Annotated in this window: 22 protein-coding genes; 9 read left to right on the plus strand and 13 right to left on the minus strand. The window is 64.7% G+C overall.

What is annotated here, in order from left to right; translation table 11 throughout:
- Positions 1-66 precede the first annotated feature (66 nt).
- The 4 genes from dut to ubiE are packed head-to-tail and all read right to left on the minus strand — an operon-like array spanning position 67 to position 4,362.
- Positions 67-525 (minus strand): dUTP diphosphatase, encoded by a 459-nt coding sequence (gene dut / locus AC0L2O_RS03405; protein WP_473368710.1) that lies wholly within the window; start codon positions 523-525, stop codon positions 67-69.
- The gene (gene coaBC / locus AC0L2O_RS03410) at positions 522-1,973 is read right to left on the minus strand and encodes a bifunctional phosphopantothenoylcysteine decarboxylase/phosphopantothenate--cysteine ligase CoaBC (RefSeq protein WP_473368711.1); all 1,452 of its coding nucleotides are present in this window, start codon (positions 1,971-1,973) and stop codon (positions 522-524) included. The genes dut and coaBC overlap by 4 nt, the downstream gene beginning before the upstream one ends.
- Before the next feature lie 56 nt (positions 1,974-2,029).
- Positions 2,030-3,604 carry a 2-polyprenylphenol 6-hydroxylase gene (ubiB, locus tag AC0L2O_RS03415; protein ID WP_473368712.1) on the minus strand — a complete coding sequence of 525 codons (1,575 nt, stop codon included), beginning with the start codon at positions 3,602-3,604 and terminating at the stop codon, positions 2,030-2,032.
- Positions 3,601-4,362 (minus strand): bifunctional demethylmenaquinone methyltransferase/2-methoxy-6-polyprenyl-1,4-benzoquinol methylase UbiE, encoded by a 762-nt coding sequence (gene ubiE / locus AC0L2O_RS03420; RefSeq protein ID WP_473368713.1) that lies wholly within the window; start codon positions 4,360-4,362, stop codon positions 3,601-3,603. Before ubiE ends, ubiB begins: the two co-directional genes overlap by 4 nt.
- A gap of 81 nt (positions 4,363-4,443) precedes the next feature.
- Between ubiE and mutM the strand changes: the two genes are divergently transcribed.
- On the plus strand, positions 4,444-5,325 hold the full coding sequence (mutM, locus tag AC0L2O_RS03425; protein ID WP_473368714.1) for a bifunctional DNA-formamidopyrimidine glycosylase/DNA-(apurinic or apyrimidinic site) lyase: 882 nt from the start codon (positions 4,444-4,446) through the stop codon (positions 5,323-5,325).
- A gap of 232 nt (positions 5,326-5,557) precedes the next feature.
- Here mutM and AC0L2O_RS03430 read toward each other — a convergent pair whose 3' ends face one another.
- Positions 5,558-6,298 (minus strand): nucleotide-binding protein, encoded by a 741-nt coding sequence (locus AC0L2O_RS03430; RefSeq protein WP_473368715.1) that lies wholly within the window; start codon positions 6,296-6,298, stop codon positions 5,558-5,560.
- Between the two features lie 236 nt (positions 6,299-6,534).
- Here AC0L2O_RS03430 and ggt point away from each other — a divergent pair, with 236 nt between their 5' ends.
- Positions 6,535-8,214, plus strand: a complete 1,680-nt coding sequence (gene ggt, locus AC0L2O_RS03435; RefSeq protein ID WP_473368716.1) for a gamma-glutamyltransferase — start codon at positions 6,535-6,537, stop codon at positions 8,212-8,214.
- A 3-nt stretch (positions 8,215-8,217) separates the two neighbouring features.
- Here the strand turns inward: ggt and AC0L2O_RS03440 are convergent, their stop codons facing one another.
- A complete protein-coding gene (locus AC0L2O_RS03440) occupies positions 8,218-9,579 on the minus strand; it encodes a peptidoglycan-binding protein (RefSeq protein WP_473368717.1) in 1,362 nt (453 codons plus the stop codon).
- A gap of 217 nt (positions 9,580-9,796) precedes the next feature.
- Between AC0L2O_RS03440 and AC0L2O_RS03445 the strand changes: the two genes are divergently transcribed.
- Positions 9,797-10,600, plus strand: coding sequence for a HesA/MoeB/ThiF family protein (locus AC0L2O_RS03445; protein WP_473368718.1), 804 nt, complete (start codon positions 9,797-9,799; stop codon positions 10,598-10,600).
- Between the two features lie 11 nt (positions 10,601-10,611).
- Here the strand turns inward: AC0L2O_RS03445 and AC0L2O_RS03450 are convergent, their stop codons facing one another.
- Positions 10,612-11,619, minus strand: coding sequence for an aldo/keto reductase (locus AC0L2O_RS03450; RefSeq protein WP_473368719.1), 1,008 nt, complete (start codon positions 11,617-11,619; stop codon positions 10,612-10,614).
- 118 nt (positions 11,620-11,737) lie between these two features.
- On the opposite strand from AC0L2O_RS03450, the gene AC0L2O_RS03455 reads away from it, so the two are divergent.
- The gene (locus tag AC0L2O_RS03455) at positions 11,738-12,652 is read left to right on the plus strand and encodes a LysR family transcriptional regulator (protein WP_473368720.1); all 915 of its coding nucleotides are present in this window, start codon (positions 11,738-11,740) and stop codon (positions 12,650-12,652) included.
- Between the two features lie 82 nt (positions 12,653-12,734).
- Here AC0L2O_RS03455 and AC0L2O_RS03460 read toward each other — a convergent pair whose 3' ends face one another.
- The gene (locus tag AC0L2O_RS03460) at positions 12,735-13,736 is read right to left on the minus strand and encodes a 2-hydroxyacid dehydrogenase (RefSeq protein WP_473368721.1); all 1,002 of its coding nucleotides are present in this window, start codon (positions 13,734-13,736) and stop codon (positions 12,735-12,737) included.
- 322 nt (positions 13,737-14,058) lie between these two features.
- On the opposite strand from AC0L2O_RS03460, the gene AC0L2O_RS03465 reads away from it, so the two are divergent.
- Positions 14,059-14,589: an SH3 domain-containing protein gene (locus AC0L2O_RS03465; RefSeq protein WP_369720282.1), complete on the plus strand. Its 531-nt coding sequence runs from the start codon at positions 14,059-14,061 to the stop codon at positions 14,587-14,589.
- 178 nt (positions 14,590-14,767) lie between these two features.
- Here AC0L2O_RS03465 and irrA read toward each other — a convergent pair whose 3' ends face one another.
- Positions 14,768-15,259 (minus strand): iron response transcriptional regulator IrrA, encoded by a 492-nt coding sequence (gene irrA / locus AC0L2O_RS03470; protein WP_369720283.1) that lies wholly within the window; start codon positions 15,257-15,259, stop codon positions 14,768-14,770.
- A 364-nt stretch (positions 15,260-15,623) separates the two neighbouring features.
- On the opposite strand from irrA, the gene fabA reads away from it, so the two are divergent.
- From fabA to fabI, 3 genes are all read left to right on the plus strand, one after another.
- On the plus strand, positions 15,624-16,145 hold the full coding sequence (gene fabA / locus AC0L2O_RS03475) for a bifunctional 3-hydroxydecanoyl-ACP dehydratase/trans-2-decenoyl-ACP isomerase (RefSeq protein WP_007603915.1): 522 nt from the start codon (positions 15,624-15,626) through the stop codon (positions 16,143-16,145).
- A gap of 39 nt (positions 16,146-16,184) precedes the next feature.
- Positions 16,185-17,408, plus strand: coding sequence for a beta-ketoacyl-ACP synthase I (fabB, locus tag AC0L2O_RS03480; RefSeq protein WP_473368722.1), 1,224 nt, complete (start codon positions 16,185-16,187; stop codon positions 17,406-17,408).
- 118 nt (positions 17,409-17,526) lie between these two features.
- On the plus strand, positions 17,527-18,324 hold the full coding sequence (gene fabI / locus AC0L2O_RS03485) for an enoyl-ACP reductase FabI (protein ID WP_473368723.1): 798 nt from the start codon (positions 17,527-17,529) through the stop codon (positions 18,322-18,324).
- 144 nt (positions 18,325-18,468) lie between these two features.
- Here fabI and AC0L2O_RS03490 read toward each other — a convergent pair whose 3' ends face one another.
- The 4 genes from AC0L2O_RS03490 to AC0L2O_RS03505 all read right to left on the minus strand — a co-directional run bounded on the left by AC0L2O_RS03490 (position 18,469) and on the right by AC0L2O_RS03505 (position 21,623).
- Positions 18,469-19,065, minus strand: coding sequence for a glutathione S-transferase family protein (locus tag AC0L2O_RS03490; protein ID WP_473368724.1), 597 nt, complete (start codon positions 19,063-19,065; stop codon positions 18,469-18,471).
- Between the two features lie 114 nt (positions 19,066-19,179).
- The gene (locus tag AC0L2O_RS03495; protein WP_473368725.1) at positions 19,180-19,974 is read right to left on the minus strand and encodes a hypothetical protein; all 795 of its coding nucleotides are present in this window, start codon (positions 19,972-19,974) and stop codon (positions 19,180-19,182) included.
- A 260-nt stretch (positions 19,975-20,234) separates the two neighbouring features.
- The gene (locus AC0L2O_RS03500) at positions 20,235-20,690 is read right to left on the minus strand and encodes a GNAT family N-acetyltransferase (protein ID WP_473368726.1); all 456 of its coding nucleotides are present in this window, start codon (positions 20,688-20,690) and stop codon (positions 20,235-20,237) included.
- A 6-nt stretch (positions 20,691-20,696) separates the two neighbouring features.
- Positions 20,697-21,623, minus strand: coding sequence for a hydrogen peroxide-inducible genes activator (locus AC0L2O_RS03505; RefSeq protein ID WP_473368727.1), 927 nt, complete (start codon positions 21,621-21,623; stop codon positions 20,697-20,699).
- 114 nt (positions 21,624-21,737) lie between these two features.
- On the opposite strand from AC0L2O_RS03505, the gene katG reads away from it, so the two are divergent.
- On the plus strand, positions 21,738-23,906 hold the full coding sequence (gene katG / locus AC0L2O_RS03510; RefSeq protein ID WP_473368728.1) for a catalase/peroxidase HPI: 2,169 nt from the start codon (positions 21,738-21,740) through the stop codon (positions 23,904-23,906).
- The last annotated feature ends 72 nt before the right edge of the window (positions 23,907-23,978 follow it).

Raw genomic sequence — 23,978 nt, forward strand, 5'->3', positions numbered from 1 at the left:
GCCGCGCTCCGCGAGCGCGTCGACCTCTCCCGCAAGCGGGAGAGGTGAAGCCAACTCGCCGCGGTGTTAGCGCCCGGTCGAGCCGAAGCCGCCGGCGCCGCGATCGGTCGCCGACAATTCGGCCACGGGAACCAGTGCGGCCTGCACCACGGGCGCGATCACCAGCTGCGCAATGCGCTCGCCGCGCTTGATCACGAACGGCACAGCGCCATGATTGATCAGGATGATCTTGATCTCGCCGCGGTAGTCCGCGTCGATCGTGCCCGGCGAGTTCAACACGGTGACGCCGTGCTTGGCCGCGAGCCCCGAGCGCGGTCGCACCTGGGCCTCGTGGCCGGCCGGCAAGGCGATCGCTAGGCCCGTCGGCACCAGGGAATATTGGCCGGGTGCGAGCGTCACCGGCTCGCCGTCCGGAACCGCTGCCATCAGGTCGAGGCCGGCGGCCTCGACCGTTTGGTAGGCCGGCGGCGGCAGGCCTTCGGAATGCGCAAAGCGTTGCAGTTCGACGGTGACCTTCGTGCTCAAGATGCGGGCTCCAGGAATGTGCCGGCCACGCTTTTGACGACATGGGCGATCAGCTCGGTGGCGACTTGTTCCTTGGTCATCACGGGCCAGGAATCAACCGCGATCTCGCCGTTCTTCGCAGCATTTTCGCGCCTGATGAGATGCACGGTGTTGCGGTCGCCGCCCATCACGCCGGTGGCCGGCGAGACGTCGTTGGCGACGATCCAATCGCAGCCCTTGCGGGCGAGCTTTGTCTTGGCGTTGTCGATGAGGTGCTCGGTCTCGGCGGCAAAGCCGATTACCAGCGGCGGGCGCTTGTCGGTCAGCTTCGAGACCGTGGCGAGGATGTCAGGATTTTCGACCAGCTGAAGCGGCGGCATGCCGGCCGCGGTCTTCTTCAGCTTCTGTTCGCCTTCGTTGACCACGCGCCAGTCGGCCACCGCGGCGGCGAAGATCGCGATGTCGGCCGGAAGCGCGGCCTGCACCTGCTCCAGCATCTGGCGCGCCGATTCGACGTGCTTGACCGTGACGCCAGCGGGAACGTCGAGATCGACCGGGCCGCTCACCAAGATCACCTCGGCGCCCGCGGCTTGCGCGGCGGCGGCAATGGCAAAGCCCTGCTTGCCGGAGGAGCGGTTGGCGATGTAGCGCACCGGGTCGATCGGCTCATGGGTCGGGCCCGCGGTGATCAGCACGCGTTTGCCGGCGAGCGGCCGCGGCACCGGCGGCCGCAGCAGGCGCTCGGCGGCCGCCGCGATCTCGATCGCCTCCGACATGCGGCCGATGCCGGCTTCGCCCGCCTCCGCCATCTCGCCGGAATTCGGTCCGACGAGCACCGCGCCATCGCGCTGAAGCAAGCTGACATTGCGCCGTGTCGCCGCGTTGTTCCACATCAGCGGGTTCATCGCCGGCGCCAGCAGGATCTTGCGATTGGTGGCGAGCAGGATCGCGCTGGCGAGATCGTCGGCGTGGCCGTTCGCCATCTTGGCCATCAGGTCCGCGGTCGCGGGCGCCACCACAATCAGGTCGCAGTCGCGGGCGAGGCGGATATGGCCGGCATCGAACTCGCTCTGTGGGTCGAACAGGTCGGTGTGGACGCGCTCATGCGATAGCGCGCTCACGGCCAGTGGCGTGACGAATTGCTGCGCGGCCTTGGTCAGCACGCAGCGGACCTCGATGCGGCGTTCCTTCAACCTCCGGATCAGATCGAGCGATTTGTAGGCCGCGATGCCGCCGCCGATGATCAGGGTAACGCTGGCCTCGGGGAGGGCACCGGTGCGCTGCGGCGCAGGCGCAGCAGATGGCTCGGGGGGCACCGCAAACGGCGTCAACGGCTCCTCGCGGCCCTCGATCAGCTCCCGCAGGATGACCCGGACCTCCTCCTCGACCGACCGGCCGTTCTTGGCCGAACGCAGCCGCAGATAGGTTTTGACGTGTTCGTCGAGCTTGCGGATGGTCAGGCTCGCCATGACGCCCTCCAGCACGAAATGATGGCGATGCTATCAAAGGCGTGATTGCAGTGCAATCACAGATTCCGGACGGCGAACAGGATTGCAATGAAGGTCGCGGCGATGATCCAGAGCGCCACGGTGCGCGCGCGGGTCTTGCGGCCCTCGCTGCGGTCCATTGCCGCGATGGTCTCCGGCGACAGCCGCAGGCCCTCCCGCGTCATGGTCTCCAGCTGCTCGAGCACTGCGACCGAACGCTGCGCAATGTCGGGCAGGCGCATCAGCACACGCGCGAGATCGCCGCCGCCGGACAGCGCACCCTGTATCCGGCCTACGGGTCCGAGATTGCGCTCGATCCATTCGCGCACCACGGGGTCGGCGACCTTCCAGATGTCGAGCCTGGGATCGAAGGCACGCGCCACGCCCTCGACCACCACCATGGTCTTTTGCAGCAGGATCAGCTCGGGCCGTGTCGTCATGTCGAACAGGCCGGTGACCTCGAGCAGCAGCGTCAGCAGCCGCGCCATCGAGATCTCCTCGGCGGTGCGGTTGTGGATCGGCTCGCCGATGGCGCGAATGGCTTGCGCAAAATTCTCCACCGAATGATGCGCGGGCACATAGCCCGCCTCGAAATGCACTTCCGCCACGCGACGATAGTCCCGGGTGATGAAGCCGAGCAGGATTTCGGCGAGGAAGCGCCGCTCCTTCATGCCGAGCCGGCCCATGATGCCGAAATCGACCGCGACGAGACGGGCCGTATCATCGAGGAACAGATTGCCCGGATGCATGTCGGCGTGGAAGAAACCGTCGCGTAGCGCGTGGCGCAAAAAGCTCTGGATGATCTTGCGGCCGAGATCAGGCAGGTCGACCTGCGCGTCTGCAAGGCGCTTGTGATCATTCAGCGCGATGCCGTCGATCCACTCCATCGTCAGCACGTTGTGCGTGGTGCGGTCCCAGTCGACCGCCGGCACGCGAAAATCCGGATCGTCGCGCGTGTTCTCCGCCATTTCCGACAGCGCGGCGGCTTCCAAACGAAGGTCCATCTCCATTGCGACTGATCGCGACATCGTGTTGATGACTTCAACGAGGCGCAAACGGCGCGCCTCGGCCGAATAGGCCTCGGCCTTGTGCGCGACAAAGAAGAAATCGGAGAGGTCGCGACGGAAGCGCGAGGCCACGTTCGGCCGCAGCACCTTGACCGCGACCGCCTTGCGGATGCCGTCGTGCTCGACCTCGGCGCGGTGCACCTGCGCGATGGAGGCGGCCGCGACCGCTGGGCCGAAGCTCGCGAAGACGTTCTTGAGCGGCCGTTCCAGTGAGATCGCGATGGCAGCTTCAGCTTCCGCTTGCGGAAACGGCGGCAGCCGGTCCTGAAGGCTTTCGAGGTCGCGCGCCATGATGAACCCGACCACGTCGGGGCGCGTCGCCAGAAATTGTCCGAGCTTGAGATAGGCCGGACCCATTCGCGTCAGCGCGCGCGCGATCCGTGGTCCCTGCTTGACGCCGCGGCGTTCGATCAGGCGCGCAAGTTTCAGCGCAACCTGCCCGGGCGGTGGCACCAGGCTCGGATCGACCGAGCCGAACACGCCCTCGCGCGCGAACACGAACGCGGCGCGGATCAGGCGCGAAATGTGGGTGATGGCAGAAATCACAAACGCCAGCCCGAATGCAGTGCGACGATGCCGCCGGTCAGCGTCTGAAAACTGACACGCGAGAAGCCGGCCTCACGGATCATGTCGGCGAACACGGTTGGCTTGGGAAACTTGCGGATCGATTCGACCAGATATTGGTAGGATTCGGCGTCGCCCGTGACCATGCGGCCGAGCGGCGGGATCACCTTGAACGAGAACAGGTCATAGAGCCTGTCGAGGCCGGGCATCTCGACCGTGGAGAACTCCAGGCACAGGAAGCGGCTGCCGGGCTTCAGCACGCGATAGGCCTCGCGCAGCGCCAGATCGATCTGCGGCACGTTGCGAATGCCAAAAGCGATCGTATATGCGTCAAAGCTGCGGTCGGCGAAGGCGAGCGCTTCGGCATTGCCTTCGACGAAATCGACCTGGGTTTCGAGATGCCGCTTCGCGGCGCGCTCGCGGCCGACCGCCAGCATCCCGGAATTGATGTCGCAGACCGTAGCGTGGAAGCCGGGGCCTGCCGCCTTGGCGGCCCGGAACGAAATGTCACCGGTGCCGCCGGCGACGTCGAGCAGCGCGAACGGCCGGTCGCTTCTCGGCGGATCGAGCGCGTTGATCATGATGTCCTTCCAGACCCGGTGCAGGCCACCGGACATCAGGTCGTTCATCAAATCATAGCGCGACGCCACGCTGTGAAACACATCGTTCACCAGCGTCTGCTTGTCCCCCAGGGGAACGTCCCTGAAGCCAAAATGCGTGGTTTCGCCCGGCCGATCCATTACTCTACTCCACGAGGCGGACCATAGCGCGGCCGCCGCAATGGCGCTATCACACCGCCCTCATAAGGTGAATGCCTGACCATGCCTGAATTGCCCGAAGTCGAGACCGTTCGCCGCGGCCTTCAGCCCGTCATGGAGGGTGCAAAAATCCTTGCCGCGGAGGCGCGCAGACCCGATCTGCGCTTTCCGTTCCAGCCGGACTTCGTGGCCCGGCTCCAGGGACAGGTCGTCACCGGGCTCGGTCGCCGTGCAAAATATCTCATGGCCGATCTCGCCTCCGGCGACGTGCTCTTGATGCATCTCGGCATGTCGGGCTCGTTTCGCGTCATCAAGCCGGACAACGACGCCGCGCCCGGCGAGTTTCATTATCCGCGGGCCAAAGACTCCACGCATGACCACGTGCTGTTTCGGATGTCATCGGGCGCCGACATCGTCTTCAACGATCCGCGCCGCTTCGGTTACATGAAAGTGATCGCGCGCAGCGCGCTCGATGAGGAGCCGTTGTTGCGCGGGCTCGGCCCCGAGCCGCTCGGCAACGAATTCGATGCGGCCATGCTGGCGCGCTCCTGCGCCGGCAAGACCACGAGCCTGAAGGCCGCGCTGCTCGATCAACGCGTGGTCGCCGGGCTCGGCAACATCTATGTCTGCGAAGCCCTGCACCGCTCGCACCTGTCACCGCGCCGGATCGCCGCGACACTGTCGACAAAAAAGGGCGAGCCGACCGATCATGCCAAGCGGCTCGTCGGCGCCATTCACACCGTGCTGAACGACGCCATCAAGGCCGGCGGCTCCTCACTGCGCGACCATCGCCAGACCTCCGGCGAACTCGGCTATTTCCAGCACTCGTTCAAGGTCTACGATCGCGAAGGCGAGACCTGCAAGACGCCGCGCTGCGGCGGCATCGTGAAACGCTTCACCCAGAACGGCCGGTCGACCTTCTGGTGTGCGAAATGTCAGAAGTGATGGGTCAGGTTCGTAGCCGGGTCACCACGAGGGTCATTGCGAGCGCAGCGAAGCAATCCAGAATCTTTCTGCGGTGACGCTCTGGATTGCTTCGCTACGCTCGCAATGACGGGAAGATGGCGCGTCTGGATAAGCAAAGCAATCCGGCCGGGCTGGTGGCCGGATTGCTTCGTCGCTGAGGCTCTTCAACCGGAGGGCGAAGAGCCACTTGGCGTCCGGGCGATCGCCCCGCTCAGGACACCAGAGTCGTGGTCTCGTCCGCGCCGCGCTCGGCGGCGTGGTGCAACATGCCGTCGGCGGCCGAGATCACCTGGTCGATCAACACATCGGTCGCCGAGATGTTCAGCCGGGTTTCGATCCAGTGCCAGAGGCCGCGGATTTCCTCGGTCGATTTGCCGTTCGGCGCGAATTCGCTCACCGCGAGACCGCTGGCGAGCGAATCCTGATGATCGTTGCGCATCACGATCAGCGGGCGCGCGAGCACCTCGGTGAGATCGAGCGCGGCTTCCTCGGCGAGCGTGTTGGCCGCGTTGTCGATGCGCTGGCCGCGGATCGGCGTCTGGTTCAGCACGAAGCAGTAGGGCCGCTTCCAGGCACGCGCGACGCTGAGCGTCGACGTCGTCGCCTCGATGTCGGCGACGCTCGGGCGGGCCGGGATCAGGCAGAGGTCGGAATGGCGGATCGCTGCCGTGGTCGTGGCGCTGAGGCCGGCCGCGGTATCGACGATCGCGAGCTGGAGGCCACTCTCGGCCAGCATCTTCAGCCGCGGCTCGACATCGGCAGCGTGATAGATCGGCTCGACCACGAGGTTCTCGGTGCTGCGGCGGCGCTGCCAGCTGGACAGGGTGCCCTGCGGATCGGTCTCGATCAGGCGGACGGTGAAGCCGGCCTGCTTGGCTGCCAGCGCGAGGCCGATGGCGAGCGTGCTTTTGCCACTGCCACCCTTTTGGGTGGCCAGTACGATCGTGTGCATGGAAGATAAATCCTTTGGAGTGCCTGGGTCAGGAAAACGCCACGCGAACGTGCATCGATGGGGATGCTGAGCTCTTCTCGCTCAGGACGTGCCGGCCCGATCCAAAGGGGATCGCGGAGGTCCGAATCAGCAGTGACAATGATGGTGGAACCGGGATTGCCAGCGAATCCGTACCATTACTGGACCCGTAGTCGTACGTGTGATGTGCTCGCCGCGCATGAAAGAGGGACAGCGGGATGAGCGGAAATTGGCGCGACCGGACAGCAACGACGTTTGAGTGCCAGAAAATGCCGGCGGTTTCCAGCCGCGGCATGGTGGTCAGCAACCATCCGCTGGCTTCCAGCGCGGGTGCCGAGATGCTGGCGGCCGGCGGCAATGCCATCGACGCCGCGATCGCGACCCTGTTCACGCTCACGGTGGTCGAGCCAATGATGGTCGGCATCATCGGTGGTGGCATGGCCCATGTCAGGTTGGCCGACGGCAGCCATCGCTTCATCGACGGTCAGAGCACCGTGCCCTCGGCGGTGCGCGACAACACCTACACCTCCAAGCCAGGCGCGGTGCATGACGTGTTCGACACAGTCGGCAATGAGAACCTCAACGGCGCGAAGGCGGTTGCTACCCCGGGCTCGCTGAAAGCCTGGTGCGAGACGCTGCGCCGGTTCGGCACCATGAGCCTCGGCGACGTGATGCAGCCCGCGATCAAGCATGCCACGCGCGGCTACGCCGCCACGCCCTATTTGCATGAATGCATCAGCGAGAGCGCCGCCGAGATGCGCAAGGACAAGCCGATCGCGGCGATCTACCTGCCGAACGGCGAGCCGCTGAAGATTGGCGAGCGGGTGGTACAGGCCGAATACGCCGAGACGCTCCGCTATATTGCCGAGCACGGCGACAACGCGCTTTACGAAGGGCCGCTGGGCGACATCCTCGTCGACTATATGGAGAAGACCGGCGGCTTCATCCGCCGCAACGATCTCACCAGCTACAAGACTGTCGAGCGGCAGCCGATCCGCGCCGATTATCGCGGCTGGACCATCCTTGGCCCGCCGCCGCCCGCGGCTTCGGGCGTGCATATCGCGCAGATGTTGAACATTCTGGAGGCGTACGACATCGGCGGCCTCGGCTTCGGCACGCCCGAGACTATTCACTATCTCGCCGAAGTCCTGAAGGTCGCCTTTGCCGATCGTGCCGCGGCCAGCGGCGATCCCGATTACGTTGGCGTGCCCGTGGAGCGGTTGACGTCGAAGGTTTACGCCGAAGAGCGCCGCCGCGCGATCGATCCGGCGCGGGCGCAAGCCTGGGGCGCCGGCGTGTCGCAGCTCGAAGGCGCGCACACCACGCACATGACAGCGGCGGATTCGTTTGGAAATGTGGTTGCGACCACGCAGACCATCAACAATTTGTTCGGCGCGAAGATCATGATCCCGGGCCTCGGCGCGATTGCCAACAACTACATGAACCTGTTCGATCCACGTCCCGGCCACGCGCTTTCGCTGGCGCCGGGCAAGCGCGTCACTACCTCGATGTCGCCGATGATGGCGCTGCGCGACGGCAAGCTACGCTATGCGCTGGGGCTGCCCGGTGGCAAGCGCATCTTCCCGAGCGCAATGCAGGCGCTGATCAATCTGATCGACCATGGCATGAGCTTGCAAGAGGCCGTCGAGGCGCCGCGGGTCTGGACCGAAGGCAACGCGCTCGAGGTCGAGCAGACGGTGCCGGAGAGCGTGCGCACGAAACTCGCAAGCCTCGGCCACAAGGTCCAGCCGGTTGCGACGGTTGCGGGCGGCATGAACGCGATCGCGTTCCATGACGACGGGAGCATGACGGGCGCCGCCTGCTGGCGCGCGGACGGCACGCCGGCCGGGATTTCGGGCGGCCTCGCGAAGAGCGGGATCAGGTTCAGGCTGAGTTGATCGCTACTTCCGCACGCAGATCACGCGCACGACGCTGGCTTTCGCATCTGTCGACGTGCCGTTCGCCGTGACGGCGTTCGCCTTCAGGAAATCGCGCACGGTGTCCGCGGAGACCATCACGGCCTGTGATGCCGGTAGCGCTGTTGCAGGTCCTGCAAGCATTGCCGGCTTCAAAAGTACGACGCCGGAGAACTTGCCGTCGCCGTCGATCGCAGGGCCGCCGGAGAATCCAACGGCCGGCGGCGGCGACAGCGCGGCATCCCCGCCGCCGGCGGATGCCAAGGCAGCCTTGAGGCTCGATATGGTCGCCGAGCCGCCCTGGCTCTGCGGATCCGCGATGCCGATGACATCGACATTGCTCTTCGCCGTGCCGCTGGCGAGGTTGAGCGGCTTCAACCCGTGCGCGCCGTAGATGTGCAGCAGCGCCAGATCGTGCTCCTTGTCCTCGGCGAGACGATCGGCGTGGCCATAGCCAGCGATCGTGAGCGCGAGGCAGCCGTCGGTGACGAGCCGGTCCGTGACGATCGCACCGTCGTCACTGACGACGATGCCAGTGCCGTATTCGACCGTCTTGCGCGGCGCCGGTCCGGCTTGCTGGCCCGACGGGAAAGCATTGAACGCGCTCGACATCGCGATCACAACCGGCTCGACCGTGTTCTCGGTGGCTTGATCGTAGAGGATCGTCATGATGCGGACCTCGTCGCCTTTGAAGGTGCCGCGCACGTAAAACTTCTTCAGGCCCTGCAGTCCCGACAGCACGAAGAAGTCGGGCTTCACCACGGTGTAGTCGACCTTGCGCCCCGCCGGCTCCTTTTTCTCCGCTTCGGCGAGCTTTGCCGTGGTCGGGTTCGCCTCCTTGCGCCGGCTGAGCAGCACCTGCACCGTTCCGGTCGGCGAGGTCCATCTCGAGCCGTTGGCGTCGGTTGCCTGCTGCGGTACCAGCTTGCCGGGAATGCCGAGGCGCGCGCCGCTGGTCATCTCCGTCACGATTTTCCAGCCGACGCTGTCCTGCTTGCGCCGCGCGGTTTCGGCCAGCGCGGCGCGCTCCTGCGGATTGAGCACCCCGGTCGGCTTGCCGCCCTTGGTCTTCTGATACTCCTTGATCGCATCGACCATGCGCGCGCTGACATCGCCGGTGATGGCCCCGTTATAGTCGCCGACCCAGGCGAGGTCGGATTGCAGCGACAGCCGCTCCGCCTGCGCCATGGTGTCGGCCGTCTCCGATGGCGTCTGCAAAGCGGGAGGACGGATCGGAACGGTCTGGACCACCTTCGGCTTGGTGCCGGGGAGCCGTGGCGTCGTCATTTGGGCGCTGGCGCCCGTGGCAGACGCCAACATCAGTGTTGCCGCAAGCATCGATCTCATGACAAATCCAGCCCGCCCATTGAACGCCGTGCCATTGAAGCACATCTCGTTGGTCGCGAACAATGTTGGGGTGGTTCAGGTGGTGAGCCTCATCCTGAGGAGCCGCGCAAGCGGCGTCTCGAAGGACGAAGGCCGAGATGCTGCAAACGGGCCTTCATGATTCGAGACGGCGCTTCGCGCCTCCTCACCATGAGGGGAGGGACCCAGAAGGACGACGATGCTGAGCCCGGACGAACTCGAACGCTATGCCCGCCATATCGTGCTGCGGGATGTCGGTGGTCCCGGCCAGGCTGCGCTGAAGCGGGCGTCGGTGCTGGTGATCGGCGCCGGCGGCCTCGGCGCACCCGCCCTGATGTATCTGGCCGCGGCCGGTGTCGGCACGCTCGGCGTGGTCGATGACGACGTCGTGTCGTTGTCAAATCTTCAACGGCAGGTCATCCATACGACACCGGATATCGGTCGGCACAAGGTCGAGAGCGCGGCGGAGCGGATCGCGGCGCTCAATCCGCATGTGCGCTTTGTCGGACATGCCACCTGGCTCAATGCCGACAATGCGCTCTCGCTGATCGGCGACTACGACCTCGTGCTCGACGGCTCCGACAATTTCTCGACGCGCTATCTGGCTTCCGACGCCTGCTTCTTTGCGAAGAAGCCGCTGATCACGGCGGCGCTCGGCACCTTCGACGGCTCGCTCACCACGATCCGTGCGCATGAGACGAATGCCGAGGGCGTGTTCAATCCGACCTATCGCTGCCTGTTTCCGGAAGCGCCGCCGCCCGGCACCGTGCCGGCCTGCGCCGAGGCCGGCGTGATGGGCGCGCTCGCCGGCGTGATGGGCTCGATGATGGCTCTGGAGGCGATCCGGGAGATCGTCGGCTTTGGCGACGGCCTGGTCGGCCGCCTCCTGATGATCGATGCGCGCGCGATGCGCTTCGAGACGCTGCGATACGGGCGCGATCCCACCAATCCGCTCAATGGCGATGGGCCGGTCATGACCGACCTGCGCGCCCATCGCAACTGATTGCCGCGCCTTTAGGCCGCGACCGGCTTCTCGCTGTCGAGATGCGCCATCTGCTCGGCCGCATAACGCGTGCCTGAGGCGATGTTGGGTGGAAACGCCTTTGCCAGCGCCGCAAGATGCGCCGGCATCAGCGTCACCTTGGTCGCGCTGAGCGCTTCAGCAAGACGGGTGCGGGTCTTGGCGCCGACCAGCGGCACGATCTCCTTGCCCTGCGCCGCCGCCCAGGCAATTGCGACCTCCGCCGGTGTTGCGCCGATCTCGGTGGCGATCGCCCGCAACTGCTCCGCCAGCGCGAGATTGGCATCCAGGTTCGTGCCTTGGAAACGCGGGCTCATCAGCCGGTAGTCCTTGCCGATCTTCCCGGAGCCTTTGGACCAATGGCCGCTGATCAGGCCGCGCGCCAGCACGCCATAAGCGGTGATGCCGATGCCAAGCTCACGGCAGGTCTTCAGGATGTCGCGTTCGATCCCGCGCTCGATCAGCGAATATTCGATCTGGAGATCGACGATTGGATGCACGGCATGCGCGCGGCGGATGGTGTCGGAGCCGACCTCGGACAGGCCGATATGCCTGATATAACCGGCCTTCACCATCTCGGCGATGCCGCCGATCGTCTCCTCGATGGGAATGCTGGGATCAAGCCGTGCCGGCCGGTAGACGTCGATGTAGTCGGTGCCGAGACGCTGCAGCGAATAGGCAAGGAAGTTCCTCGTCGCAGCCGGCCGCGAATCGAGTCCGACGAATTCGCCGGCGGGGCCGCGCAGCGCGCCGAACTTGACGCTGAGCTGAACCTTGTCGCGCGGGCGATCCTTCAGCGCCTCGCGGATCAGCAATTCATTGTGGCCCATGCCGTAGAAATCGCCGGTGTCGAGCAGCGTGATGCCGGCATCGAGCGCCGCATGGATGGTGGCGATGCTCTCGCCGCGATCGGCTGGCCCATAGGCGTCCGACATGGCCATGCAGCCGAGGCCTAGGCTCGAGACATTGGGGCCGGTTGCACCGAGTTTGCGCTGTTCCATGGTGGCTCTCCCTTGAAGGGCGGCGCGGGTTGCGCCGCATGACGAGGGCAGATATGCCTCCGCTCCATTACGCTGATAAGCTGGACAATGCCGAATAGCTTGTTCAATATAACGAACAATGGCCGATCCCGACCTGCGCGACCTCGATGTCTTCGTGGCTGTCGCCCGCACCCGCAATTTCCGCCGAGCGGCGGTGGAGACTCGCGTGTCGGTGTCGAGCCTTAGCCAGCGCTTACGAGACCTGGAGGAGCGCCTCGGGGTGCGCCTGATGAACCGCACCACGCGCAGCGTCGCCCTGACCGAGGCGGGCGAGCTGCTGCTGTCGCGCGTGGCGCCGGCTCTGCGCGATGTCGGCGACGCCCTGAATCAGGTCCGAGGCCTGCGCGAGGTCGCCTCGGGGCGCCTGCGCATCAACGCGCCGCCGCCTGCCGTGGATCTCGTCCTGACGCCAATGATCGGCCCGTTCATCGCGGCGCACCCGCAAGTCGATCTCGAAATCATTGCCGAAAGCGGCTTTGTCGACATCGTCAGCGCGGGCTTCGATGCAGGCGTACGCTATGGCGAGCATCTCGCGCAGGACATGGTGGCGATCCCGCTGAGCGGCCCGCAGAGCTATGCCATCGTCGCATCGCCTGCCTACCTCGCTCGCCGCGGCAAGCCCGGTCATCCAAAGGACCTGCTCGAGCATGATTGCATTCGCGCCCGCTACTCGAGCGGCGTCATGCATCATTGGGAGTTCGAGAAAGATGGCCAGCTCGTGAAGGTCGATCCGCCTGCCAAGCTGATCTCGACCAATATGGGCCTTGCCATGCGCGCTGCGCTCGACGGTGTCGGCATCTGGGCAACGCTCGATGGTTATGTCCAGGAAGCCGTGAAATCCGACGCGCTGGTCAGCTTGCTCCAGGATTGGTGCGAGCCGTTCCCGGGGCCTTTTCTGTATTATCCCAGCAGACGGCAGGTGCCACCGGCGCTGCGCGCTTTCATCGACTTCGTCACAGACTGGCGCAAGCGCAACGCGTCGCGACCTGCGTAGCAAGGGTGGGGAAAAGGCGCGAAGCGCTTGCCCACCCTACAAGCTTCGTCGCGGATTCGCGCAAGCGAGAGACAAATAGATCCTAGAGCATGCTCGGCAGCACGCGATCGGGCGGCTTGTGCGCGTCGAGGAAGGTGCGGATGTTGATGATCACTTTTTCGCCCATCTCGACGCGGCCTTCGATCGTGGCCGAGCCCATATGGGGCAGCAGCGTCACCTTGCCGGCCTTCGCAAGCCGCACCAGCTTCGGATTGACCGCCGGCTCGTGCTCGTAGACGTCGAGGCCGGCGCCGCCGATCTCGCCACCTTCGATCAGCTTGACCAGGGTGTCCTCGTCGGTGACGCCGCCGCGCGCGGTGTTGACGATATAGGCGTCCTTGCGGATCAGCTTCAGCCGCCGCGCCGAGAGCAGATGGTAGGTGGCCGGCGTGTGCGGACAGTTCACCGAGATGATGTCCATCCGCGCCAGCATCTGGTCGAGGCTTTCCCAGTAGGTCGCGCCAAGCTCTTCGGCGATCTTCGGCGCGACGGGACGGCGATTGTGATAGTGGATCTGGAGGCCGAACGCGCGGGCACGGCGTGCGACCGCCTGGCCGATGCGGCCCATGCCGATGATGCCGAGACGCTTGCCGCCGATGCGGTGGCCGAGCATCCAGGTCGGCGACCAGCCGGCCCAGGGTTTTCCTTCCGTCAGTACCGAGGCGCCTTCGATCATCCGGCGCGGCACCGCCAGGATCAGCGCCATGGTCATGTCGGCGGTGTCTTCGGTCAAAACTTTTGGCGTGTTGGTGACGGTGATGCCGCGCGCATGGGCGGCCTCGACGTCGATATTGTCGACGCCGTTGCCGAAATTGGCGATCAGGCGCAGCTTGCAGTCGGGCTGGTTGACGATGTCTGCACCGATGTGATCGGTGACCGTCGGAACCAGGATGTCGGCCGTGCGCGCGGCTTCCGCGATCTGCTCGGCCGACATCGGGGTGTCATCGAGATTGATCCGTGCGTCGAACAGCTCGCGCATCCGCGTTTCGATCGAATCCGGCAGCTTGCGCGTCACGACGACGAGGGGCTTTTTTTTCACCGACATGTCCTGCTCTCATGAGGCATTGCAAGCCGCCTCTGTCGCCAAAGGCCGGCCGTTGAGGCCTCATTAACCCGGTTGTTCGACACTGCCCTTGCCGCGTCGTCCCCGGCGTTTCCTTCAAGCTCTCCCGATGTTTCCGGCCGGAAAATCGGGGCAAACTGGTTGTTCAGATGTCCGTCCTCTCTATCAGAAGGCCGGGCCAAGACAAGAACCACGGGCATAGGGCTCGGGAACACCCGCGTGGGGCGGGTCAGGGGCTAACGCGGCAGGGGTTTGGAATGAGTGAGGACCAGGCAGGGCCGGGTCTTCGACAGGAGACGGGTTGATGGCGTTGGGGCGTTTTTGTTCGGTGATGGCGCTCGTTTGCACCTGGCTGAGCGCCTCGGTCAGCCCCGGGCATTCGGCAAAGGACAGCACACCCCAGACCGCGAGCGGGCTGCCGGTGCCGCGCTATGTCAGCCTCAAATCGGACCACGTGAACGTCCGCGCCGGCCCGACCAAGGACAATGACGTCGCCTGGGTCTACACCCGCTCCGGCCTGCCGGTTGAAATCACTGCCGAGTTCGAGAACTGGCGCCGGGTCCGCGACTCCGAGGGCGCCGAAGGCTGGGTCTATCACTCGCTGCTGTCGGGCCGCCGCACCGCGGTGGTCACGATGAAGCACAAGGACGATCTCGCGCCGATCTATGACCGTGCCGATCCCGACAGCGCTGTGGCCGCAAAGCTTCAGGCCGGCGTCGTCACGCAGGTGAAAAAGTGCACCACAAACTGGTGCCACGTCACCGGCAACGGTTTTGACGGCTGGATCCAGCAGGAGCGCCTCTGGGGTGTGTACTCGGACGAGCAGGTGAACTGACGCGAAGCGTCATCCCGCGGCGATGCACAGCATCGAACCCGGGATATCGAGATTCCCCGGTGCGCAATTGCGCACCTGAGGTCTGGTCCTTCGGACCATCCCGGAATGACAGTGTAAATGGCAATGGCCGGGACAAGCCCGGCCATTGCGACTAAATCAAGCAATTTACGATTAGAGCTCAGCGCTTCTTGCGCAGCCGCACGACCATGTCGATGCGCGCGATCTCGTATCCCGCGGGCACCTCCGGCATCTTGGACAGCGCCAGATGTGGGTCCTCGATGTCGACCAGCTCATGGCTGTTCTCGAGGTAATAATGGTGGTGCGTGGTGACGTTGGTATCGAAATAGGTCTTGGTGCCGTCGACGCTGACCTGGCGCAGCAGGCCGGCATCGGTCAGCTGATTCAGCGTGTTGTAGACGGTCGCGAGCGAGACCGGGACCTTGGCCAGTGTCGCTTCCTCGTAGAGCATTTCAGCCGTGAGGTGGCGTGCCCCCTTGCCGAACAACAGCCAGCCCAGCGCCATCCGCTGCCGGGTCGGGCGAAGGCCGGCGGACTGGAGCATTTCATTGACGTCGTGCCACGGGCAGCCGGTCAGGGCCGGCTGGCGGCCGGACAGAAGGGCCGCCGCATGGGCGTCTTCGTCGCGATGGGGCGCGTTGTTTTCGTTCATTTCCAAATTCGGGCACGCGTGAACACTATCTGTCTGCAATATATGGAGAGATAGATGCAGATGCAAGTTTCTCGCAACTAGAGCGGTTCTAATCGATCGAGGAACCCGGCCGGCAAGGAACCCGGCCGGCTCCCGTCATTTTACCTTCATGAGACCGCTTTGCCACCCGAAATGCCCTGTGTTAGAGAGCGCGCGGTTCCGCTTACCGATTTTGGCGCTGCCAGGCATTGAGGTCTGGTCGGCAGTCCAGCCGGGCTCTCGGCATTTGCGTCTGATCGATAGCAATTGGCGCTGCCTACCGGACGAATGGGGCCCATTTCTGCCAGAAACGCCGCTCAATCGGGGTTAGAACAGAGGCTTCCGCATGCTGAACAGGCGCAACGGTTACGAATATGAAGATCTTCTGGCATGTGCCCGCGGCGAGATGTTCGGCCCGGGCAATGCGCAATTGCCGTTGCCGCCGATGCTCATGTTCGACCGCATTACAGACATCAGCGAGACCGGCGGCGAATTTGGCAAGGGGGTGGTGCGCGCCGAGCTCGACGTCAAGCCCGACCTCTGGTTCTTCGGCTGCCACTTCAAGAACGATCCCGTGATGCCCGGCTGCCTTGGTCTGGATGCGCTATGGCAGATGGTCGGGTTTTATTTGGGCTGGAGCGGCGGCGAAGGGCGCGGCCGCGCGCTTGGCCTGAACGAGCTGAAGTTCAGCGGCCAGGTGCTGCCCGAGGCCCGCAAGGTTGTGTACAACATCGATATCAAACGCGTGATGCGTTCAAAGCTGGTGCTCGGCATCGCCGACGGATGGCTTTCGGTCGATGACCAGATTATTTATCGCGCAAAGGATCTGAAGGTCGGCCTGTTCAAGCAGGGTACCAGCCTAGGCTGAGCGCATCACCACGAAGACAACGATTGAGGCGAGGCTGTCATGAGGCGGGTTGTGGTCACCGGGATGGGCATCGTCTCGTCGATCGGAAACAACACCCAGGAAGTGCTTGCGAGCCTTCACGAGGCGAAGTCAGGCATTTCGCGGGCTGAGAAATATGCCGAGCTCGGCTTCCGTTCGCAGGTGCAGGGGGCGCCGACGATCGATCCCGCGACGGTTGTCGACCGGCGTGCGATGCGCTTCCTCGGCCAGGGCGCGGGGTGGAATCACATCGCGATGGAGCAGGCGATCCAGGATTCCGGTCTGGGACCTGACGAAGTCTCCAACATACGTACCGGCATCATCATGGGCTCGGGCGGCCCGTCCGCCCGCACCATCGTCGAAGCCGCCGACATCACCCGCACCAAGGGACCGAAGCGCGTCGGACCGTTTGCAGTGCCGAAGGCGATGTCGTCAACCGCGTCCGCAACGCTTGCGACCTGGTTCAAGATCAAGGGCGTCAACTACTCGATCTCGTCGGCCTGCGCCACGTCCAACCACTGCGTCGGCAATGCCTACGAGACCATCCAGATCGGCAAGCAGGACGTCATCTTCGCCGGCGGCTGCGAGGAGCTTGACTGGTCGCTGTCGGTGCTGTTCGACGCCATGGGCGCAATGTCCTCGAAATACAACGACACGCCCGCCACCGCCTCGCGGCCCTACGACATCAATCGCGACGGCTTCGTCATCGCCGGCGGCGCCGGCGTGCTCGTGCTGGAAGAGCTCGAGCATGCCAAGGCGCGCGGCGCGCGCATCTACGGCGAGATCGTCGGCTATGGTGCGACGTCGGACGGTTACGACATGGTGGCGCCGTCAGGCGAGGGCGCCGAGCGCTGCATGCGCATGGCGATGTCGACGGTGAAGACCAAGGTCGACTACATCAATCCGCACGCCACCTCGACGCCGGCCGGCGATCCGCCGGAGATCGAGGCGCTCCGCAAGGTGTTCGGCGTCGGCGAGAAGTGCCCGCCGATCTCGGCGACCAAGGCGCTGACCGGGCATTCGCTGGGCGCGACCGGCGTTCAGGAAGCGATCTATTCGCTGCTGATGATGAATAACGGCTTCATCTGCGAGAGCGCGCACATCCAGGAGCTCGATCCTGTGTTCGCCGACATGCCGATCGTGCGCAAGCGCATCGACAACGTCAAGATCGGCACCGTGCTGTCGAACTCGTTCGGCTTCGGCGGCACCAACGCCACGCTGGTGTTCAGCCGGCTGGATGTGTGACGCTGCTATCTGAGACCGGTGATTATTTCGTCATGGCCGGCCTTCGCCTCGCCGAAGCGGCTTCGGCCGCGCAGGCGGGACAAGCCCGGGCGTGACGAAGAGCGGAGACTAGTGGGCTATGGAAGGTTTAATGAAGGGCAAGCGCGGTCTGATCATGGGCATTGCCAATGATCACTCGATCGCCTGGGGCATGGCGAAGACGCTGCAGGCCCACGGCGCCGAGCTCGCCTTCACCTTCCAGGGCGAGGCCCTGGGCAAGCGCGTCAAGCCGCTGGCGGAATCTCTTGGCGTGGAACTGGTGCTGCCCTGCGACGTCGAGGACATCGCCAGCGTCGATGCCACCTTCGCTGCGCTGCGCGAAAAATGGGGCCAGCTCGACTTCGTGATCCATGCGATCGGTTTCGCCGACAAGAACGAGCTGAAGGGCCGCTACGCCGACACCAGCCGCGACAACTTTTCGCGCACCATGGTGATCTCCTGCTTTTCGTTCACGGAGGTCGCAAAACGCGCCGCCGAGCTGATGCCGCAGGGCGGCAGCATGATCACGCTGACGTTCGGCGCCTCTCAGCGCGCGATGCCCAACTACAACGTGATGGGCGTCGCCAAGGCGGCGCTGGAAGCCTCGGTACGTTATCTCGCCGCGGATTTCGGACCGCGCGGTATCCGCGTCAACGCGATCTCCGCCGGGCCGATCCGCACGCTCGCCGGCTCCGGCATCGGCGAGGCGCGCGCGATGTTTGCGTTCATGCAAAAGCATTCGCCGCTCCGCCGCGGCGTCACGCTCGACGAGCTTGGCGGCTCGGCGCTGTATCTGCTGTCGGATCTCTCCGGCGGCGTGACCGGCGAGATCCACTATGTCGATTCCGGCTACAACATCGTCCTGATGCCGAAACCGGATGATCTGAAATCAGAGTGATTTCGTAGCTGGGCAAAGGCGCACTTGCGCCGTGCCCACCATGTCTCGACGATCGCGACATCAGTGGTGGGCACGCTTCCGCCTTCGCTCTTCGTGCTACGGCGGACAAGTCGCTTCGCCCACCCTACAAATTCCGAGCTCGCCTCAACCCGCCGCGATCTTCTCCGCGCGCTGGAACGCTGGTCGCGCCATGCAGCGCGCGAGATAGGCGTCGAAGGCCGGCCGCGACGGCACCATCTTGAACAGGCGCACCGCGAAATTCAGCCCCGAGCCGACCGTGACGTCGGCGGCCGAAAACTCCTCGCCGAGAATCCACGGCCCCTTCGCGAGTGCAGTCTCCAGCACGTCGAAGACCTGCGTCGCGCTGCCCCAGGCTGCGGTCGAGGTCGGCACCTCGATCTTGGTGAAAATCTGGATGATGGCGGGCTCGATGCAGCTCGGCGAGAAGAACAGCCACTGCAGATAGCGCGCGCGGCGCGGATCGGTTACGTGAGGCGCCAGCTTCGTCTCGGGATAGCGGTCGGCAATGTAGGCGCAGATCGCGGCGGATTCGCCGAGCGCAGCGTCGCCGTCAGTCAGCGCCGGCACCTTGCCCATCGGATTGATCTTCAGAAAATCCGGCGCCTTCTGCGCGCCGGTCGAAATGTCCGTCAGCACGCGCTCATAGGGCAGGCCGCTTTCCTCCATCAGCCAGAGCGCCGAGAACGAACGCGAGCGGGGCGAATAGTAGAGCTTGATCATGGCGCGGACCCTTCCATCAGCAAGAGGCGACGAGGCGCATTCATTGCGTGTTTGCGCCGGATAGGCAACGCACTACGCCTAGACGGAAGCGCCGCTCCGCGAGCGACATCTTGGTCAACGCGACGGAGACGGACCTTGCAGCAGGGCCGGCAGCGTCTTGTCGAGACTCTTCGTCAGCATCGCGCGTACGCCATCGCGCAACACCAGATTTTTGACCGCGTCCGCCGGCTTCGCCGGAAACATCGCAGCATCCAGTATGCGATAGGGGCCACCCAGCTCGTCGTGGAGAGCACGCTGTAGCGCAGAGTAATCGTCTTCGCGCGCCGGTGCATCACCGATGATTTCGAATGTTCGGCCGTCATAGACGCGCGCAGACATCATCGCGAAGAGAAATACGCGTGCATCGAGATGGTACGAGATACCGATGCCAAATTCACGCTGAGTGCCGCCGCGCCTGAGCACAGCGATGTAGCGTTCGCAGCGAGTGCGGCTGGCAAGGTATTGAACAAATCGCAGGAGGTTTCCGTCGTAATCGCGAAAAAACGATCGCTGCCGGCGGGCTTCGGTGAGCTCCTGACGCGTGTACGGAATTCCCCTGACGGAGCTGCCTGGGGCGGCAGCGCGGACGCGCGAGACGACAAGTTCATCGAGCCCCCAAGCAGCGACGGATGTGTGCGCGTACGTATCTAGAAATTTGAGTGCCCCATATTTCTCGACCGAGAAGAGGTCGCCGGCCAATGAGATCACGCCGATCTGGCACGGGCCGCTCTCTACAGGCTTGGCCGGCGTGACGGTTGCCGGCCTTCTGGCCGAAGGCCTGACGACTTCCATTTTCGGCGTCGATTGCACTTGCCCACCTGTCGGCGACAGCAGGGCATATGAGACCAATGCGGCAGCAAGGACGTTCATCGGCTCACTTCAACGCGCCCTACGGCGCGCCAGCGTTTGCCTTCGGCACCGGTTTCTTTGCCGCAGGCTTGGCGGGGGCGGCTGGCGCGGGGCTATTTGTGTCGGAGGAGACTTCGCCCATCCCGCTGCGGCAAAGGGTAACGCGAGGACGGCGGCGACGATGAAGCGTGGGAACATGGATCCGGGAAATGAGCAGCTGGTGATACGGGAGCCGCAAAACTAGAACGTGTAAGGGGTGCCTGCAAGCGCGGCGTTCGGCTTCAGGCCGCTCTCTTCCACCGGTAATACTTCATCACAAACCCGTTCGACGGCTCGACCTCTTCCTTCTCGAACACAAAACCTTCGCGCTCGTACCAGCGCCAGGCCTTTTCGTTCTCGCGCACGCAGCGCAGGGAGATCTCGTCGGGCATTTGTGTGCGGGTGAAGGCGAGCAATTGCCGGCCGAGCGATTGCCCTTGATAGGCGGGCCCGACGAAGAGCATGTCGAGATAGAGCTTCGGCAAATGCAGCGCCAGCATCGCCGCGATCGTGCCGTTGTCGTCGGCCACGAACAGGCTCCAGCCGTCCTCGATTTCGCGCCGGATTCGCGCGCGCAAATTCGCCAGCAGGAAATTGCTCGCCTCGGCAAGCCCGGTCGAGACCCAGCTCTCCATCCAGACACGGCCGATCTCGTCGTATTCGTCGGCGCGGGCGGGGCGGATCACCGGATGCGCCATCGGAGCCTAGGCCTGCTGGCCGCGCACGGATTTCGGTGCGCGCACCTTGCCGGCTGACAGGCACACCACTTCGGAGATTTGCAGAAGTTGCCGCGCCAGCGGGCTGGTCTTGCGCCAGACCATGCCGATGGTGCGCGACGGCTCCGGGTCGCGGAAGCGCGAAAGCGCGACGGAGGCCGATCGGGTCTCCACCGACACCGCCATCTCCGGAATCAGGGTGACGCCGATGCCGGCGCTGACCATCTGAACCAGCGTCGACAGCGAATTCGCATCCAGCATCTCGCGCGGCGGCGCCGATTGCATGTTGCAGAACGACAGCGCCTGGTCGCGGAAACAGTGCCCCTCCTCGAGCAGCAACAGCCGCATCTCCCGCATCATCTCGCGCGACGGCACCGGCGTTCCCGCATCGGTGCCCGGCCGCACCAGCAGGAATTTCTCCTCGAACAGGGCAACCTCGGTGAGCGAGGGCTCTGACACCGGCAACGCGACGATGGCGGTGTCGAGCCGGCCTTCCACCAGTTCCTGGATCAGCCGCGGCGTCATCGTCTCACGCACGCGGATGTCGAGCTCCGGATGCATGCGGGTGAGATTCTTGGTGATCTTGGGCAGCAGATAGGGCGCGATGGTCGGGATCATCCCGATGCGCAGGCGGCCCGCGAAACGGTCCTGCGAGGCACGGGCGAAATCGCCGAGCTCATCGACCGAGCGCAGGATGTCGCGGACGCGTGGTGCGAGCTCCTCGCCAAACCGCGTCAGCGCGACCTGCCGGGCGCTGCGCTCCAGCAGCAGGCCGCCCAGCGCGTCTTCCAGTTCCTTGATCTGCATCGACAGGGCGGGCTGCGAAATCGAGCAGGCCTCCGCGGCGCGTCCGAAATGGCCGTGACGCGCCAGCGCGTCGAAATATCGCAGCTGGCGCATTGTGAGGTTGACCATCAGAAAATCCTATCGCAGCGATCACTAAAGTCAACTTCCCCTGATGGAATGTGAGGCCTAGAGTGGTGCGACCTGGTCAAAGGCGCGAGTTCGACGCCACCAGAGGAGGTATTCATGGACGACACTTCGAAGTGCCCGTTTTCGGGTGGAAAACGCGTACCGGCGAACCGCGATTGGTGGCCGACCCAGCTCAGCATCGAGATGCTGCATAAGAATTCCGCCCTGTCCGATCCGATGGGCAAGGAATTCGACTATGCCAAGGAATTCAAGACGCTGGACCTGAACGCTGTCATCAAGGACCTGACCGCGCTGATGACGGAGTCGCAGGAGTGGTGGCCGGCGGATTTCGGCCATTACGGTGGCCTGATGATCCGCATGGCCTGGCACAGCGCGGGCACCTACCGCATCACCGACGGCCGCGGCGGCGCCGGTGCCGGTCAGCAGCGCTTCGCTCCGCTGAACAGCTGGCCCGACAACGCCAACCTCGACAAGGCGCGCCGGCTGCTGTGGCCGATCAAGCAGAAATATGGCCGCAAGCTGTCCTGGGCCGATTTGATGGTCCTCGCGGGCAACGTCGCGCTGGAATCGATGGGCTTCAAGACCTTTGGTTTCGCCGGCGGTCGCGCCGACGTGTGGGAGCCGGAAGAGCTCTATTGGGGTCCCGAAGGCACCTGGCTGGGCGATGAGCGCTACAGCGGCGAACGCCAGCTCGCCGAGCCGCTCGGCGCGGTGCAGATGGGCCTCATCTACGTCAACCCGGAAGGTCCGAACGGCAAGCCGGATCCGATCGCGGCCGCGAAGGACATCCGCGAGACCTTCTTCCGCATGGCGATGAACGACGAGGAAACCGTAGCCCTGATCGCCGGCGGCCATACCTTCGGCAAGACCCATGGCGCGGGCGATCCGTCGCTGGTCGGACCGGAGCCGGAAGCGGGCGCGCTCGAGGATCAGGGGCTCGGCTGGAAGAGCAAGCACGCTTCGGGCTTGGGCGGCGATGCCATCACCAGCGGCCTCGAGGTGACCTGGACCACGACGCCGACGAAGTGGAGCAATAACTTCTTCGAGAACCTGTTCAAATACGAATGGGAGCTGACCAAGAGCCCGGGCGGCGCGAACCAGTGGACGGCCAAGGGTGCCGACGCCATCATTCCGGATCCGTTCGACAAGTCCAAAAAGCATCGGCCGACGATGCTGACGACCGATCTCTCGCTGCGCTTCGATCCGGCCTATGAGAAGATCTCGCGGCGCTTCCTCGAGCATCCTGATCAGTTCGCGGACGCCTTCGCCCGCGCCTGGTTCAAGCTCACCCATCGCGACATGGGACCGGTCGCACGCTATCTCGGCCCGCTGGTGCCGAAGGAGACGCTGATCTGGCAGGATCCGATCCCGGCCGTGAATCACGAGCTCGCCAGCGATCAGGACATCGCCTCGTTGAAGGCGAAGATCCTGGCCGCGGGTCTGTCGGTGCCGGAGCTGGTCGCGACGGCCTGGGCGTCGGCGTCGACGTTCCGCGGCTCCGACAAGCGGGGCGGTGCCAATGGCGCGCGCATCCGGCTTGCGCCGCAGAAGGACTGGGAGGTGAACCAGCCGGCTCAGCTCGCGAAGGTTCTGGGCAGGCTCGAAGCCATCCAGAAGGAGTTCAACGCGTCGGCCGGCGCGAAGAAGGTCTCGCTTGCCGATCTGATTGTCCTCGGTGGCACCGCCGCGGTCGAGAAGGCCGCGAAGGACGCCGGCGTCGACGTCAAGGTCGGCTTCACGCCGGGCCGCATGGATGCTTCGCAGGAGCAGACGGATGCGGCCTCGTTCGCGCCGTTGGAGCCGCGGGCCGATGGTTTCCGTAACTTCATCGGCAAGCGGCAGCAGTTCTTGATGCCCGAGGAAGCACTCGTCGATCGCGCGCAGCTGCTGCGGCTTACCGGCCCGGAAATGACGGTGCTGCTCGGCGGCCTGCGCGTGCTCGGCGCCAATGCGGCCGGTTCGAAGAACGGCGTCCTCACCTCGAAGGTGGGAACGCTGACCAACGACTTCTTCGTCAACCTGCTCGACATGAGCACGCAATGGACCCCGGCCGGCACGGACGGCACCTACGAAGGGCGCGATCGCAAGACCAACGCGGTGAAGTGGACCGGCACGCGTGTCGATCTGATCTTCGGCGCACACTCGCAGCTGCGCGCCTATGCCGAGGTCTATGCCACGTCCGATTCCAAGGAGCAGTTCGTCAAGGACTTCGCCAAGGCCTGGACCAAGGTGATGAACCTCGACCGCTTCGATCTCGCCGCGTGAGTTGTTGCACCTCTCCCGCTTGCGGGAGAGGTCACGCCGAAGACGCGGGTGAAGGCTTTCTCCGCACGGGGC

It is taken from the genome of Bradyrhizobium sp. Kon10, assembly GCF_055807395.1.